This window comes from Cellvibrionales bacterium (assembly GCA_016713115.1).
Lineage (GTDB): Bacteria > Pseudomonadota > Gammaproteobacteria > Pseudomonadales > UBA7239 > UBA7239.
Window position 1 is genome coordinate 863,378 of record JADJPU010000001.1, and the last position, 15,266, is coordinate 878,643.

A 15,266-nucleotide genomic window follows, 5' to 3' on the forward strand; every position below is an offset into this window, starting at 1 on the left:
CCTACTGTTTCAACATCACATCTGAATAGTTAGGCGTTTGCCGGTGCGTTTAGCAAAATTTGTAGAAACACTTTAAATGTCTGCCACAGTCGTCCGAGCGACCAAAAACGCAGAATTCTGAGCACACGCCGCGGGCTAGAATAAAAACGCAAATTAGCCATGCGGACAGCGTTACTCAATGGATACCCGTAAACCCTTTCATACCAAGATGTATGCGCACGGTAGCTACCACTGTCAACTTTTGCTGCATCTCTCGTTATTGATTCATGTTCACTCAGCGCCAAATCAAAGAGCGGCGTTCCCGGCTGTGGAATAACCGTAAAGAAAAACGCCAAGGTCAAATCACTTTTTAAAGCGAAATCAATACTGGCTTTGATTTCTTCTTTTGTTTCCGTTGGAAACCCCAACATAAAAGCAGCGGTTACTTGCAATCCTTTGTCTGTAAACATTTTTATTGCATTGTTTGCTTTATCAACATCTAGATTCTTTTCAACCAAAAGCTGTAACCGCGGAGTTACCGTCTCAATGGCAATTGAAGCTGCATAAGCACCTGCTTCACACATTACATCCACAATTTCTTGGTCAATAATGTCGCCGCGCAATCCATTAGGAAATGCAAATTTCATTTTCCCAGGCCATCGCCTAGCCACTTCCCCCATGATTGCATGCACCCTAGGCTTGTGCAGATTAAAAATATCATCCTCTATATGAAATTCATCAACACCATAGTTGTTATATAAATACTCAATCTCTGCAATCACTCGCTCTGCACTATGGTAAACAAATCTTTTTGTAAAGATGTCGTGACAATAGGTGCAAAGATAAGGACACCCTCTTGAAGTAAACAGCGGCGAGTAACGCTTACCTTTCAAGTTAGCTGCATGATTGGGATGTTTTGCATAGCGATCAAAATCTACCAAATCCCAAGCAGGCATAGGCAAAGTATCTAAGTCTTGAACAAAATCTCTTGTTTTTGCTACATGAATTTTCCCATCTGCCAGTCGCCTTGAGAAACCAGGCAAATCGATTCCCAAATCCTGACTCAGAGTTAAGCGCATCAACGCTTCTGGAAATACATTATCCGCAGGACCCTCAAAAACCCAATCAATGCTTTCTTCTTCACGCAAAATCTTTTCAGACGCGTTGAGCGCAAACGGCCCACCAATCACCGTAACAATGGATTCATCAAACTGTTTTACAGTTTTTGCAATGCGATAACTTGCTTGTGCTTCAAAGTTTAACGCCGACATACCCACCACATCCGGCTTAAACTCCTGCAACAGAGGCAACAGCTCTGATGCTGGCATTTGCTCCAACTTCATATCCAGAATTTTCACATCAACATGCTGTTGAAAGCGCGCGCGAATAGCTGATGTTAAATAGAGGATACCCATCTGCGGAGACTGCACTGCTCCAACAATTTTTTGATAGGGTTTTAACAACAAAACTTTCAAACGAGGCAACGACTGAAAATCCACACTGGATGCAATCACCTCACTATTTAACGCAGAGGGAATAAATACTTCCGTATCAGGAGGCAATTTCATTTCAAAACTCTGCGCATACTCCACAGCACCAGCGGCGCGAGTGGCTTCATGATCAGCCGCGACCAACGCAAGCGCTGGCGCAAATCTGCTTGATAGTCTGCAAAACTGTGCTGCTGAAATTGCAGAATGTCTTGCGACTCAGCGGTATCCATCCAACTGGTGTAGTAGCGGTCGCTGCCGAGCATATCTCGCGGCAGAGTAATCCCCATGGCATTCAGTGCCGCACTTAAGAATTGGTGTTGCGTGACACGGCTGTCTTCACCACCTCCCAATAACAAAACCTTATGCAAGGCGCGCGCGTTATTGATCGCATTGACCATTGCCAGCGCAACATCTTGTGGATGCACATAATGCAAGGGATTGTCTGGCGATACGGCAAACAATTTACGCATCATGGAACGATCCGCACCCAAGGTGCGCGAATCTACCGACACCCCCACGCGCAGCACACACCACGGAATTGCACTGGCCGCTAGCGCTTGCTCTACCTCCACTTTGTGCCGCGTGTAGTTGTCGCTTGGCGCCACAGCATCGTCCGCCCGCATCAAACGCGTGGCTGGCTCAGGGAATCCAAATACCGTTACAGAGGAGGGGTAAATCAGCAGAGGTTGTTTAACGCGCTGTTCAATATCCGCAATCAAACGCAGCGTGGCGTTGACATTGATGTCATGCGCGAGCTCAGGCGCGCGATCCGTCACCGGCGGCAGTACCGCTGCGAGGTGTATCACCGCCACACAGCCTTGCAGCAAGGGTTTGAAATCCACGGTGCGTAAATCACCCCACACCAACTCGTCGTACAGCGTTTCTATACGCGCCGCCACCTTGCGGTTGGCGGGGTTGTCGAGATCCATGGCCAGCACACGAAAATTCTGCCGCTTGAGCTCAGCCAGCACCATCTGCCCTAAATTGCCAAACGCGCCAGTTACCAGCACCGTGCGAGAAACTATCATGCTTGAAACCCCCTGTTCATTTTTTATCTGCGCAAAAGAATGGAGAGCTTGTGGCTTGATTGCAAGGCGGAATATGGTATTTCGCTAGGCTCCCGTACATAAAGAACAACTCGCCTGTAAAAAAACACAAGACACTCCCAGAGTGGAGTCAGGAGTACACCGTGAATATCCGTAGACGCTGGTTTGGTTCCGCCCTGCTGCTCGCCTCGTTACTGTTCGGGGCACCAGCTTGGTCACAGACCGGCACGCAGTTGCTGTGGGACAACAACAACGATGGTGACGGCTCGGAAATCCAGAGCCAGCCTGATACAAATGGCGGCGACTACATCTTCTGGATCAGCCCAGAATACGCACAACATGGTGTCTGGCGCACAGTGCTGACTGTAACCAGCGGTGAGGCACAACTCTATGTCAAGAAAGGCGACCCCACCGTCACGGGATCAGGCGTTCTCTCCTCCGCCCGGGTAGGTGACGATGCAGTGTTGGTTGATCGCTCGAAGTACAACGTAGGCGAAGCGTGGTACATCCGTGTCAACGCCACAGCAGGAGCAACATGGACACTGCGTTCGGGCGACATTGAAGTCACTGACTGGGGTTCGGTTGACGACAACACCAAAACATCCACCGCCACCATCGGTCCTGAGGGCATGATTTGGTTCAAAGCGCAGATAAACCCGACCACAACCCCTGCCTGGGGGCTGATGGAAAACAGCGTCACACCCAAAGCTCTTTATGTGTCGCTGGATAAGGCACCGATGGCGTTCAGCACCACTACTGTTGCCGATCAGATTGAAAAAACCGCCGGACAAATGATCGCCACTCCCGGCTCGGCCTCTGGCTCCATCTACCTCGGGGTAGCTGGCACCCCGGGAGCCAACATCAACCTCAAAGCTTTCAAACATCTGATCACCACGCCCTCCACGCTGCCGGGCGGACAGTACACGGACGAAGGTATCGACAATTTCGAGTTCAGCCTGACCGGACAATCCAGCACTGCGGTCAACACCGGCGACCGCGCCGGCTTCCGCTTTGTAACCTACAAGGTTGATGTGCCAGCCAACGGCCTCGGCTGGCAAGTGAAGATGACACCAAACACCGGTGATACCGCCAATCTCTACCTGCGTTACGCCATTGCAGCCACACCCAACGACAACAATGCGATGTCTGAACTGGATGAGCAGATCACCGATAACGCCGTTATTGTGCCACCCGATCTGGGGACTGGTCCCTCCTACATCACGGTCTACAGTCCGGACGATGCTGATTTCAGCTTCACCCTGCGCAGCGGTGATCCACAAGTTACGGCTGTTCCCTACATCAATGAAGCACCAAACCAGATCGTCAACGGTCCCGCGAACCAGAATACCGGAGGCTGGATGTACTACCGCGTGGACAACCTTGCCGAACAGCTCAATTACATGGGCTGGGAATTGCTGTTGTCCAATGCGCCCGCCAACACAACACTGGCCACCCGTCGCAATGCCATTCCGGCCAAAAGCGACTACCGTCAGACAGGTCAGAAGAAATCCAGCACGATGCAAGCGCATCAGTCGAGCACCAACGGTCTGCTACAAAACCCCAATCACGAAGCTGATGTCTGGTATATCGGTGTCTACAACCCAACCAGCGCACTGGGAGCCTTTGAACTGACAACTCGTGCGCCGCAGCGCAGCGATCTCGATTTCAACGGTTTTTCACAGGATGTTGGGCTGACAGATGTGGATGGCAATTGCACGGCAGGGCAGGATGTGATGTCCACTCGCTATTTCAAAGTCACGGTGCCAGCAGGAGCACTGGGCTGGGATGTGCGGTTGAGCAATATATCGGGCGGCAAGCCTGTCATGATGGTGCGCCGCGACCTACTGCCAGCCAGCCTGTCGTCTGGCGGCGGCAGCGGCGCCAATAACAGCGCGGCTTGGGCATCCGGCAATTCCTTCAAGGTGATTGGCGATTACACCGACGACAAAGAGGCTGACGGCACTGATGCCAGTGGCCAGATTTTCACCGTCGGTATGGGCAGCCCACTCGAACCGGGCAATTACTACATTGCCGTGGGGCTTTCCAACCCACCAGCCAGTGGCACTTTCTGTTACAGCATTACCAGCCGCGCTATCGGTATTGGCAATGACGGCGGCAACAAACCCTATGCCATCCAAGTGCATGATCTGCCCTTCAACGGCAGCGTATCCGCCACACTGCCCGCACGCGAGATTGCCGTGTATCGCATCGAAGTACCTGACACCCAGCCCGGCTGGATACTGAAGCTGACACCCGATGCCGAACAAGAAGCCATGCTGGCCGTGCGGCAGGGCAGTATTCCGAATATCGATGCCACCGAAACCACCTCTGTGGCAGATACCAACCGCTACACGGGAATAAAACGGGAGCGCAGCGGCACCGACTACTTCTACCGCTTTGCCGATAGCGGCCAGTTCCTCACACCGGGAACCTATTACGCTGTAGTGCAAAGTGAGGGTAACAGCCGCACACCACTGGATCACCTCGGAACTGGGTCGGCCAGCTTCACGCTGACTAGCGCAGCCATGCCCTATGTCGATATTACCGACAATGTACTGGGTGAGGGCGAAACCCGCAGTTGGACGGCACAGGCACTGCCCTACGGTGAATACCATCTGTACCGCGTGCGTGTCGCCCCGGTCTAGCGGCGATGGACATTCGCTTAAAGAACAAGACAGGCAAGCCAATACTGCTAGTGGAAAGAGCTGAGGAAGGTGAGTTTCGCCTGCCCAACGCCAAAACGAGCGCCGAGTTGTCCCTAGGTCAAGACAGAACCAAAAGTGGCTATAGCCGCGATTTCTACCATACCGATCTAGTGACGGTGCCGATGCCTACCGGCGATTACTGGGTGTTAGTGGGCAATCAGGATCAAACTGAAGCCTCGCAGGTGGATGGCCAGTATGACCTCGATATCACTGGCCAAGCCATTCCCGATCTGCCGTTCAACGGTGGCAGCCTGACGGTACCCTTAGAAGCGACACAAAATGCGAATACCTGGCGCTACTACCGCGTGACCGTACCAAGCAACGCCGTGGGCTGGAATATCCGGCTGCGGGATGTCACAGCCGGCAACCCGCGCATGGTGATCCGTCGCGACCAATCACCCACCAGCTTTACCGTACCCAGTTCCCTGTCACTGTCCCAAACCAACTGGCCGAGCTTGTCGCAGGTGGCCGTCGGCTCAGACTTCACCAATGACAAGGACGCCGGCAATGTGGATATGACTGGGCGTTACTTTACCGTTGGCATGAACGCGCCACTGGTGCCGGGAACATATATCGTCGGGGTGAGCAACCCGTCCGGTACAGACCCCATGGCCTACACCATCGAAAGTCAGGGTATCGGTGAACCGACTGAAAAAGATGCCAACGGCGATGATTGGCTCATTCCCATCCAGTCGCTGGATTTTGCCGGTGGCAACCATTCGGGCAGTTTGGATGTGCGCGACATCGCCGTCTACAAGGTTGATGTACCTGTTGACACGGCCAGTTGGGAAGTGTCACTGGATACGGTGCCTGATGGCGAAGTGATGTTGACCGTGTCGAAGGGGCGATTGCCGAATAACAGCGCCACAGAGAGCGGTAACAGTGTCAGCACTGTGGGCGGTACCGTGCGCGAGCAGGTGGGCGACGAGTACTTTTACAAGTTTCATACGACAGCCAATGACAGTATTGACGCAGGCACTTACTACCTCGTGGTGATCGGCGAAGGACAATCGCCTGCAGCCGAAAACCGCACCGGTATCGGTGTGGCAGATTATGTAATCACCAGCAAGGGAGCACTGGATATCTCCTCTGCCGAATACGCCGATGGCACCGTACCTTGGTCAAACATCCCGCTGCGCTACGCCGAAGTGAAAACACACCGCGTCACAGTACCGAATGGCCTGAGCCAGATGTGTATTGGCAGCTACGGAGCAGGGTTTGTGCTGTCGAAAGCGACTGCAGATTCAGTTGCGCTGGGCGGAGACAACGCCGATGACGAGATGCCCTATGCAAAAACGATAGAAGGTGGGGCGGGCAGGATTGGTTACTACCCACCGGGCACAGCCATCATCATCACACCTGAAGCGAATACGGACTATTTCCTGACCGTGGGTCAGCGCGAGAATGGTACGCCCATGTCTACGGTGAACTACACCATCCGGTTCGATTGTGACCCTATCCCTGAGATCTCATTCAATGGTGGTTTTGCTGATGCAGCCGTTGGCCCGTCACCCGGTGGTGGCAGTATTTTCTTTGACTGGTACCGGATAGAAGTACCTGCCAACGCCACCGGCTGGGATCTGCGATTGGTGAATGTCTCTGGTGGCGGTACGCCAAGACTGGTGGTTCGCCGTGATTCAAAACCTGTGACATCTTCCGGCAGCCTACCTGACAGTGCCACCACTTGGCCTTCCGGCGCACAGTGGGCGATGGGCAGTGATTTCACAGGTGGCGATACCGAGGCTGGAGTCAGTGAGGCTGTCACTGGGCGTTTCTTCACGGTTGGCATGGGAGCGCCGCTGGAGCCCGGCAGTTACTACATCGGTGTTTACAACAGCAGCACACAGAATCCGGCAAGCTACCGCCTGCTAAGTCGCGGCATCGGCGAACCGACAGAACTCGATGCTGAAGGTAACCCTTGGCAAATTCCGGTGCAGGTGCTGGGCTTCGATGGCAGTGATCCGCTCGGCAGCAATACCGTCAGCAGCAGTATTGCACCTGTGCCTCAGGGCAACAGCGACAGCGTGGACGATGTGCGTGATCTCGCCGTATACCGGGTTACGGTACCAGCCAATGTCCACGGCTGGCGTGTTGAACTGACACCCAATGCAGGGCACGAAGCAATGCTAGCCGTGCGCCGAGGGTCGCTGCCAAACATCAAGGCTGGCAATAGTAGTCCAGCAGGATTGGTAGAAAATCTGACGAAACTGCAAGGCATTACACGCGAACGGGCTGGCAAAGAGTATTTCTATCAGTTTGCCAGCCGTGATCCAGTGGCACAGGAAGACCGGCAGACACTCACACCGGGAACACATTATGTGGTGGTGGTGGCTGAAGGGCAGAACCCTGCCAATGAAAATAAGCTGGGTACCGGTACTACCTCATACACACTGACCAGCTATGGTGAGATGCCGTTCAGTGACAAGACTTCCACCCCTGTTGACGATGGCACGCCCGTCAACTGGACCAGCCAATCGGTGCAACCGGGTGCCATGAATCTCTATCGCTTCCGCCTGCCAGCCAATTTGCCGCAGGCCATTGAAGTGACGCTGAGCAACCGCTTTGGCAAACCGTCGATGCTGCTGGAGCGTGCGGCAGTGGATGCTTTCCGTTATCCCAATGAAAAAATCGACAACGAAATGCTATACGCCATGGCGGCTGATGGCGGTTACGAGCGTGATTACACCGATACACAGGTCATCAACATTCCTTACCCACCCGCCGGCGATTACTGGCTGGCCATGGGTTCAAACGATACAGCCTCCAGCCCGTTGCCTGCTGGCGGTGACATCACTGTATCGGTCAACGCACCGATACCACTGGCCTTTGATGGCGGTCAGGACAGCCAAGTGCTGGTTAAGAACCAAGTGCGCTATTACCGAGTAGAAGTGCCGGAAACACTGGACGGTCTTGCCGTCCCTGCGTGGCGTGTCAACACTGATTTGTTGAGCGGCAGTGTTGAACTGAGAGTACGCAAGGACTTCCTGCCGCCAGCGGACACCACCACGAAACCCGTGGTGAAAAGCCTGCACAACGAGGCCGTGATTACCCAACCCTTGCTGACACCGGGTATTTGGTATGTCGAAGTGAAGGCAATGGCTGATGGCACCAGTTACACCGTCAACAGCGTGCCTGGTCGAGCACAGCGCCAATGGACTCTGCCGACACAGGCGGCTGATTTCAACCATCCGGGATTGGCTTCACCAATGTTTGGCGACAGCGGTGTTGCAGCAGACGGTTCAGCCATCATCAACCCCAACTCGCTGGACCAGGGTACTGATCTCAAGGTGGGACGCATGCACTTCTATCGCGTGACGGTACCTGCCGGAAACGCTGGTCTACTGAAGACCGAATTGCAGGCATTGAGCGGCAACCCGCAGTTGTACATCCGCCGTAACGGCATGCCGACACTGGATCATGATCTGGCCGGGGATTCCAACACTTCCCTGACAAAAGTTATTTATGACAAGGCCGACGAAGATGCCAACAGCAGTTACGGCCACTGGGTGCCCGTTGATGCGCGAGAGAGCACGCAATTGGAGACAGGCGTGTGGTGGATAGGCATCTTTGCTAAGGACGGTAATGTGCGTTACCGGCTGCGCTTGTCTGCAGGTGCTGTCGAGAACAACGATGGCACACTGGCGGATGCAACAGGTTATGTGCAGGATCTGTCGGCAAGCCCGTCAGTCTCGACAACCCACGCCAACCAGACACTGCTAAAAGGCGACGTCCGCTATTACCGACTCAAACTGCCAGCGGCAGCGACGATCAATGCCAACAGCACACCGTTGAACTGGACGATCACACTGTCGGGCAAAAATACGCTGGGTATACGCCTGCGCGACACGGCACCACCCGGCATGCGCAACAAGACGGTGGGCTCGCTCGCCGATGATGCCAACTGGCAGGACTGGCGCGATGAAAACGAACAGACCGCCAGCACTTCCCACAACTACTACACCGGCAGTGGTACACGGGTATTGCAGATTCCCGAACTGAAACCGGGTGCGACCTACTATGTGGCTGTCAGGGCATCCGATGATATTCCGGTGGGTGATCCGTTCACGATTACCTCATCGCTGTCCGCCTCACGGCTGGTTCTCGACGGCGTGGTGGATTTCTTTACAGGCACTGCCAACACTAGCATTCCGGCCAATAGCCAGCGCCTGTTCCGTGTCGATGTTCCGCCGCTGGCAGGCCAGTGGCAACACAGCGCCACCTACGAATCCGGTGTACAGATGTTCGTGCAACAAGGCACGGTATCACCGGCTGCCAACACCGCCAACAAGGACTTCAATGACTGGTCTTCAGTGGACGGTTTCGGCAAGGCGGGCAATGTAGCCATCGCCGCCAACGGCAGCACCAGCACCGTAACCAGCACCAGCGCCAGCATGAGCATGTCGTTCTACCGAGCGGCGACCATTGCCCTGCGCGCACCGTGGCTGGCCGGTACCTCTTACTACATTCTGGTGAAAAACCCGACGGCAGATGCAAAGAACTTCTCCCTGACGATGACCGGCAAGTACCTCAGTGAATCGGACGCTGACAATGACGGGCTACCGGATAACTGGGAGATAGAGCATTTCGGAGACATCAGTAAATCACCGGCACAGGACAGTGACGGCGACGGCCTGAGCAATCTGAAGGAACTGGAAGCCGGTACCGACCCAAGCAATCCCGATACCGATGGCGATGGCGTGAGGGCTGGATTGGGTGCAGTACGACTGGATCCCACAGAAAATGCAGACTTCGACAAAGACGGCATCGGTGACAACACTGACCTCGATGACGACAACGATAATGTGCCCGACTTGATTGACAACTGTCCTTACATTGCCAACCCCTATCAAGCGGATACCGATGGCGACGGCGTGGGCAACGCCTGCCAAACAGCAGTGATTTCATTCGAGACGGGTATTCCAGCAGGCTGGCAGTCAACAACGGATGAGGCATCGCATTTGCAGCAAAGCCTGCGCGCTGCTGCCATCACCGATGGACAGACCGCTGCCATCACCTGGCGCGAGAGCTTCGCTGGTGGACCAGTGCAGTTCGATGTGAAAGTGTCATCCGAACAGAACAAGGACATTTTCGCGCTCGCGGTTGATGGAGTGGTCGTGAATGCCACACGCAAATCGGGATCATTCGGCTGGGCAACGCTGTCTGCCACCGTGACACCTGGCGTGCATACACTGACCTGGAGCTATACCAAGGACGCAGCCAACAGCGCTGGCGGTGACACAGCATGGCTCGACAACATCCGTTACACGCAAGGTGAGGATGCCGGCGATACAGACGGCGATGGCATCATGGACTTTGACGATCCCGATGATGACAACGATGGCATCCCCGACGAGCGCGATGCATTCCCCAAAGATCCGACTGAAACAGTGGACACAGATGGCGACGGCATTGGCAATAATGCAGACGACGACGATGACGGTGACGGCATTCCCGATGCAGAAGATCCTTACCCGCTGGATGGCGTGCTGATTAGCATGCGGGACGGCGATGTGGCCAAGTTAGGGCTGGGCCATGCTGTAGCCTATGTGGGTGATGTGGACGGTGATGGCTTTGGTGATGTTGTCGTCGGTTCCTACAAAGCTAGCCCCGTCGTGTCAGGGGTTGTTCGCAAAGGCGCAGGATCGATTCGCGTCATTTCTGGCAAAACCGGCACCTTGATACCAGCGCTGAATGTGCCTGGTACGCTGCCGGGTGATGGTTTTGGTTTCAGTGTGGCCGGCGTCGGCGACATCAACGGTGACAACATCCCCGACATCGCCGTTGGCGCACCCACCGCCGACTGTAGCGGGCGTAAGGATGCTGGCAGTCTGACCGTGCTGTCCGGCGCTACAGGCACACCGATCTATACCGAGTGTGGTGCCTTTGCCGGCGATCGCCTCGGCACAGCTGTGGCATTGGCGGGTGACATCAACAATGACAGTATCCCCGATATTGCAGCCGGAGCTCCTTTTGCTGATCGCAATGTGGCCGGTGTAATCACCAAGGATCTCGGCAGCATTCGTGTTTACACCGGTATCGGGGGCAACCTGATTGCCGAGCGGTTCGGGCTGGCAAAAGGTGATCGCTTCGGCAGTGCGGTGGCAGCGGCAGGCGATATCAATAACGACGATAAAGACGACCTATTGGTGGGCGCACCACTGGCAGACAAGCAGGTGTTAGGCAAGCTGGTCAAGGATGTCGGGCATGTACAACTGCTGTCGGGGCAGGTTCTGCACACTGGCGGCAGCGACACACTGCTGATAGAGGAAGGTGAAAAAACAGGCGACGGCTTCGGCACATCGGTATCCGGCGGACACGATGCCAACAACGATGGTATACCTGACATCGCCATCGGCGCGCCGCGCGTGGATGTGGTGATGGAGGTCAATGGCAAATCTGCCCTACGCAAGGATGTTGGCCGCGCCTACCTGTACAGCGGCAGTGGCAGCGGACCGATCCGTACCCGCGATGGCGCTGCCGCAGGCGACTGGTTTGGTGCGGTTGTAGCACTGCCCGGTGACCTGAACGGCGACACCCGCGCCGATCTCGTCGTGGGCAGCCCGCGTTCAGACAAATCCAGCATCAATGCCAAGGGCAAGACTATCCTGCTGAAAGATGTCGGCCGAGTGGTCGGTTACAGCGGAGCCAATGGCGCAGTGTTGTTCGACCGCACCGGCGCAGTCGCCAAAGATAACTACGGCGCGGCGCTGGATGCCAGCGGTGACATCAACGGCGATGGCGTGGCTGACATCATTATCGGCACACCCAGTGCTGATGCACTCGGCACTAACGCCAAGGGCAAGACCGTCCTACTGAAGGATGTCGGTCACATTGATATATTGTCCGGCAGGGCATTGGCTAAATGAGCGGAGGAGACTTGTAATGGAAGACGATCTTCTCCTCACCTTAAACCGCCTGCGCGAAGAACATCGCATGCTGGACGATGAAATTCTGGTGCTGCTGGAGAGGCCGTACTTCGATCAACTGCTGATGCAGCGCCTGAAAAAACGCAAGCTGTGGCTAAAAGATACGATCACGCGCGTAGAAAGCAAACTGATTCCGGATTTGGACGCTTGAGCACCGCATCAATGCTCTATTGATGCATGCCGGACGAATAAATTTTGTAGCCCCCGCGTTCTCTTTTTGCTGCATACATCGCGCGATCGGCAAACACGCGCAATTGATTGTCGTCGCGCGTGTGATCGGGATACATCGCCACACCCACACTCGCCGTTACCTGCATGCCCTTGGGCAAGATGTCATACGGCTTGCCAATTTCATCGACAATACGCTGCGCCACAATATCAATCCCCGGCGGCGAAGCCACATTTTCTAAAATCACCGCAAATTCATCGCCACCGACACGCGCAATGGTGTCAGCTTTGCGCAATAAGTTAGTTAGGCGATCAGCAATCTCGCACAAAATTTTATCGCCCATATCGTGGCCAAGCGTGTCATTGACGGGCTTAAAGCCGTCCAAATCAATCATTACTAAGCCGGCTATGTTTTTATTGCGATCACTGCTTGCGAGTGCGCGCGTGAGCTGGCTGTCAAACATCGAACGGTTAGCCAAGCCCGTCAAAGGATCGTGCGCCGCAAGAAATGCGTAGCGATCACGCTCGGCATCACGCTCCTGCTTCAAGCGCTGCGTAATCGCTTCAAACACCAACATCAAAAAAATAATAGCGAAGTAATTCACCAACCAATGCGTCAAATGCAGCGTCAGAAATTTAGAAAGATCGAGCAGTTGGGGAAATTTAAACAGCCAGCGATCTATTCCAATCATCGCAATGTGGCTGAGAAAAACGATACTAGACCACAACAAGCCGCTGTATTTCTCGCCTAAGGTGAACGCCAATACAATCGGAATGACCAACAGCGGCATGGCCGGCGACTCCAGCGGTCCGCCAGAAGTTGCCACACCGACAATCACACCCACATAGGTACATAACACGGTAATTTCTGCGCAGTGTTGATAGCGCTCACCGTTGCGCAACCAGTACAGCACCAATAAATAACCGCAGACCATAAAGATCAATAAGGTTATCGTGATAGCAATATTATTTTCAGAAAATGGCGCAAAAAAATGACATACACCGATGTCAAGGCAATCAGCAGAATATACAACGAGGCAATGCCCGCCAAAATGCGGGCGCGATACAACACTTCATGGTTGCTGAGATACTCGGGGCTGATCAAACGATCAAACAACTTGGCAAAATCCCTGCCAAACAACATGCCATTCTCCTACTGCGTTTACTTACACATAGCGACTGGTGCGCGTCATCAAACGCGATACCAAGGTCATCCCTTTTTTAATCGGTGCTGGAAATTGCGTACCGCCCGCCGCCAATGCCGCATGGCTGTGGCGTGCTTCGTCTTCCAACATCGTTTCAACAATGGCGCGACTTTTTTCATCGCAAGGTGGCAGCGTTTGCAGATGTTCTTCCAAGTGTTCGCACACTTGATCTTCAATCGCCGACACAAAACCCAAACTGGTTTTATCGCCAATCAAACCGGCTGCCGCACCTAAACCAAACGACATGCCATACCACAGTGGATTCAAAACCGAGAGGTGTCCGCCCAGTTGTTTGACGCGCTCTTCACACCACGCCAGGTGATCAATTTCTTCATCGGCCGCGCGTTCCATTTCCTCGCGCACGACAGGCAGTTTGGCAGTCAGCGCCTGACCTTGATACAGCGCCTGCGCACACACTTCGCCGGTGTGATTAACGCGCATCAAGCCAATCGAACGCGCTGTTTCTTCTTTAGTCAGCGAGCACTCCGCCACTTGCAAGGCCGGCGTGGCGCGCAGCGCGGGGCGCGTGTCACCCGTCAGCGTGCGCAGGGCGCGATCCGCCGAAACCAGCAAATGATCCAAACCGGTGAGTTGGCGTTCGGCAATAGGTGGCAGCATGTGAATTTCCACAAAAATCTCTTGTGTTCCAGTCTATGCTTTTTTGCCCAAAATAAAAAATTGGGGGGGCGTATAATTCGCGCCCTTCCCGCCCGCACAGGCAAACTCAGTCAAGGTTTCTCATGTCCTCCGCCTCCATGCGCAAAGGCTATTTGTACGGCTTTATTACGGTGTGTATGTGGGCAGGCTTCGTGCTGTTATCGCGTATGGCACAGGCCAGCGGTTTAAACAGCTTTGATATGACCGCCCTGCGCTTTGGCACCGCGTCACTACTGCTATTCCCCGCGTGGCTGTTCTGGCAGCGCGTGCCGCTATTCACACTACAAACCTTGCTGCTAGCCCTGATCGGCGGCATTGGCTATGCGCTGTGTGCCTACTCGGCGTTTCATTTCGCACCAGCCTCACACGGCGCGGTGCTGCTGTCGGGCGTGCTGCCTTTTTTTGTCACGCTGGTGGCGTGGTTATTACTCGGCGAAAAACCCAGTGCGCAGCGCTGGTTGGCTTTGAGTGTGATCGGCGGCGGCGTGCTGTGTTTGGCGTTTTACAGCTTGGGTGATTTACAAAACAGTTGGCCCGGCGATTTATTGTTGCTGGCATCCTCTTGTTTGTGGGCGATCTACAGTGTGCTGGCCAAACGCTGGGGCAAAACGCCGAAGGAAATCACCATCGGCGTCGGTTTGTTATCCGCGCTTATTTATCTGCCCTGCTATTGGTTGCTGTTACCGAAAAGGCATACACGATGCCGCGTGGAGCGCCATTCTGCTGCAGGCATTTTTTCAAGGCGTGTTAGTTGTTGTAGTGGCCATGCTGACTTTTATGAAAGCCATGGAACAACTCGGCCCCACACGCTTGGGCGCAGTGATGGCAACCGTACCTGCCTTTGCCGGTATTGGCGCAGTGGTTTTTTTGGGCGAACCTTTTTCGTGGCTGTTGGTGCTGGGCTTGCTGCTCACTTGCGGCGGCGCATGGTTAGGCTCCAAAGGCTAGGCAAAAAACACCGTATTTCCCGCAGTTTTTTGTGTTTTTTTGTAAATTAGTTAGCGCATTCCAATTTTCTTTTCGATTATACGCAGCGTAGTAATCAGAAAGAGGATCGAGCAATGAAAGCCATTATTCCCGCATTATTTTT

Annotated in this window: 8 protein-coding genes and 1 pseudogene; 4 read left to right on the forward strand and 5 right to left on the reverse strand. The window is 54.3% G+C overall.

Annotated elements, in window-relative coordinates:
• Positions 1-29: 29 nt before the first annotated feature.
• Complete coding sequence (locus IPK30_04205; GenBank protein MBK8102493.1) at positions 30-1,547, reverse strand: radical SAM protein; 1,518 nt, start codon at positions 1,545-1,547, stop codon at positions 30-32.
• Positions 1,544-2,497 carry an NAD(P)-dependent oxidoreductase gene (locus IPK30_04210; GenBank protein MBK8102494.1) on the reverse strand — a complete coding sequence of 318 codons (954 nt, stop codon included), beginning with the start codon at positions 2,495-2,497 and terminating at the stop codon, positions 1,544-1,546. Before IPK30_04210 ends, IPK30_04205 begins: the two co-directional genes overlap by 4 nt.
• 161 nt (positions 2,498-2,658) lie before the next feature.
• Here IPK30_04210 and IPK30_04215 point away from each other — a divergent pair, with 161 nt between their 5' ends.
• The 3 genes from IPK30_04215 to IPK30_04225 are packed head-to-tail and all read left to right on the forward strand — an operon-like array spanning position 2,659 to position 12,297.
• The gene (locus tag IPK30_04215; GenBank protein ID MBK8102495.1) at positions 2,659-5,160 is read left to right on the forward strand and encodes a hypothetical protein; all 2,502 of its coding nucleotides are present in this window, start codon (positions 2,659-2,661) and stop codon (positions 5,158-5,160) included.
• Between the two features lie 5 nt (positions 5,161-5,165).
• Complete coding sequence (locus tag IPK30_04220) at positions 5,166-12,086, forward strand: FG-GAP repeat protein (GenBank protein ID MBK8102496.1); 6,921 nt, start codon at positions 5,166-5,168, stop codon at positions 12,084-12,086.
• A 16-nt stretch (positions 12,087-12,102) separates the two neighbouring features.
• A complete protein-coding gene (locus IPK30_04225) occupies positions 12,103-12,297 on the forward strand; it encodes a DUF465 domain-containing protein (GenBank protein MBK8102497.1) in 195 nt (64 codons plus the stop codon).
• A 16-nt stretch (positions 12,298-12,313) separates the two neighbouring features.
• On the opposite strand, the gene IPK30_04230 is transcribed toward IPK30_04225, so the two are convergent.
• The 3 genes from IPK30_04230 to coq7 are packed head-to-tail and all read right to left on the reverse strand — an operon-like array spanning position 12,314 to position 14,137.
• Entirely contained in the window at positions 12,314-13,249 is a 936-nt protein-coding gene (locus IPK30_04230; protein MBK8102498.1) for a GGDEF domain-containing protein, read from the reverse strand.
• Positions 13,250-13,263: 14 nt separating this feature from the next.
• Entirely contained in the window at positions 13,264-13,458 is a 195-nt protein-coding gene (locus IPK30_04235) for a hypothetical protein (GenBank protein MBK8102499.1), read from the reverse strand.
• 22 nt (positions 13,459-13,480) lie between these two features.
• Complete coding sequence (coq7, locus tag IPK30_04240) at positions 13,481-14,137, reverse strand: 2-polyprenyl-3-methyl-6-methoxy-1,4-benzoquinone monooxygenase (protein ID MBK8102500.1); 657 nt, start codon at positions 14,135-14,137, stop codon at positions 13,481-13,483.
• 122 nt (positions 14,138-14,259) lie between these two features.
• Here coq7 and IPK30_04245 point away from each other — a divergent pair.
• A pseudogene (locus tag IPK30_04245) lies at positions 14,260-15,124 on the forward strand (DMT family transporter).
• Positions 15,125-15,266 lie beyond the last annotated feature (142 nt).

Bases quoted from the DNA above. Each gene is read 5' to 3' on its own strand.
- IPK30_04210 (MBK8102494.1), bottom strand. From the start codon at position 2,497: ATGATAGTTTCTCGCACGGTGCTGGTAACTGGCGCGTTTGGCAATTTA.
- IPK30_04220 (MBK8102496.1), top strand. From the start codon at position 5,166: ATGGACATTCGCTTAAAGAACAAGACAGGCAAGCCAATACTGCTAGTG.
- IPK30_04235 (MBK8102499.1), bottom strand. From the start codon at position 13,458: ATGTTGTTTGGCAGGGATTTTGCCAAGTTGTTTGATCGTTTGATCAGC.
- coq7 (MBK8102500.1), bottom strand. From the start codon at position 14,137: ATGCTGCCACCTATTGCCGAACGCCAACTCACCGGTTTGGATCATTTG.
- IPK30_04230 (MBK8102498.1), bottom strand. From the start codon at position 13,249: ATGGTCTGCGGTTATTTATTGGTGCTGTACTGGTTGCGCAACGGTGAG.
- IPK30_04205 (MBK8102493.1), bottom strand. From the start codon at position 1,547: ATGAAATTGCCTCCTGATACGGAAGTATTTATTCCCTCTGCGTTAAAT.
- IPK30_04225 (MBK8102497.1), top strand. From the start codon at position 12,103: ATGGAAGACGATCTTCTCCTCACCTTAAACCGCCTGCGCGAAGAACAT.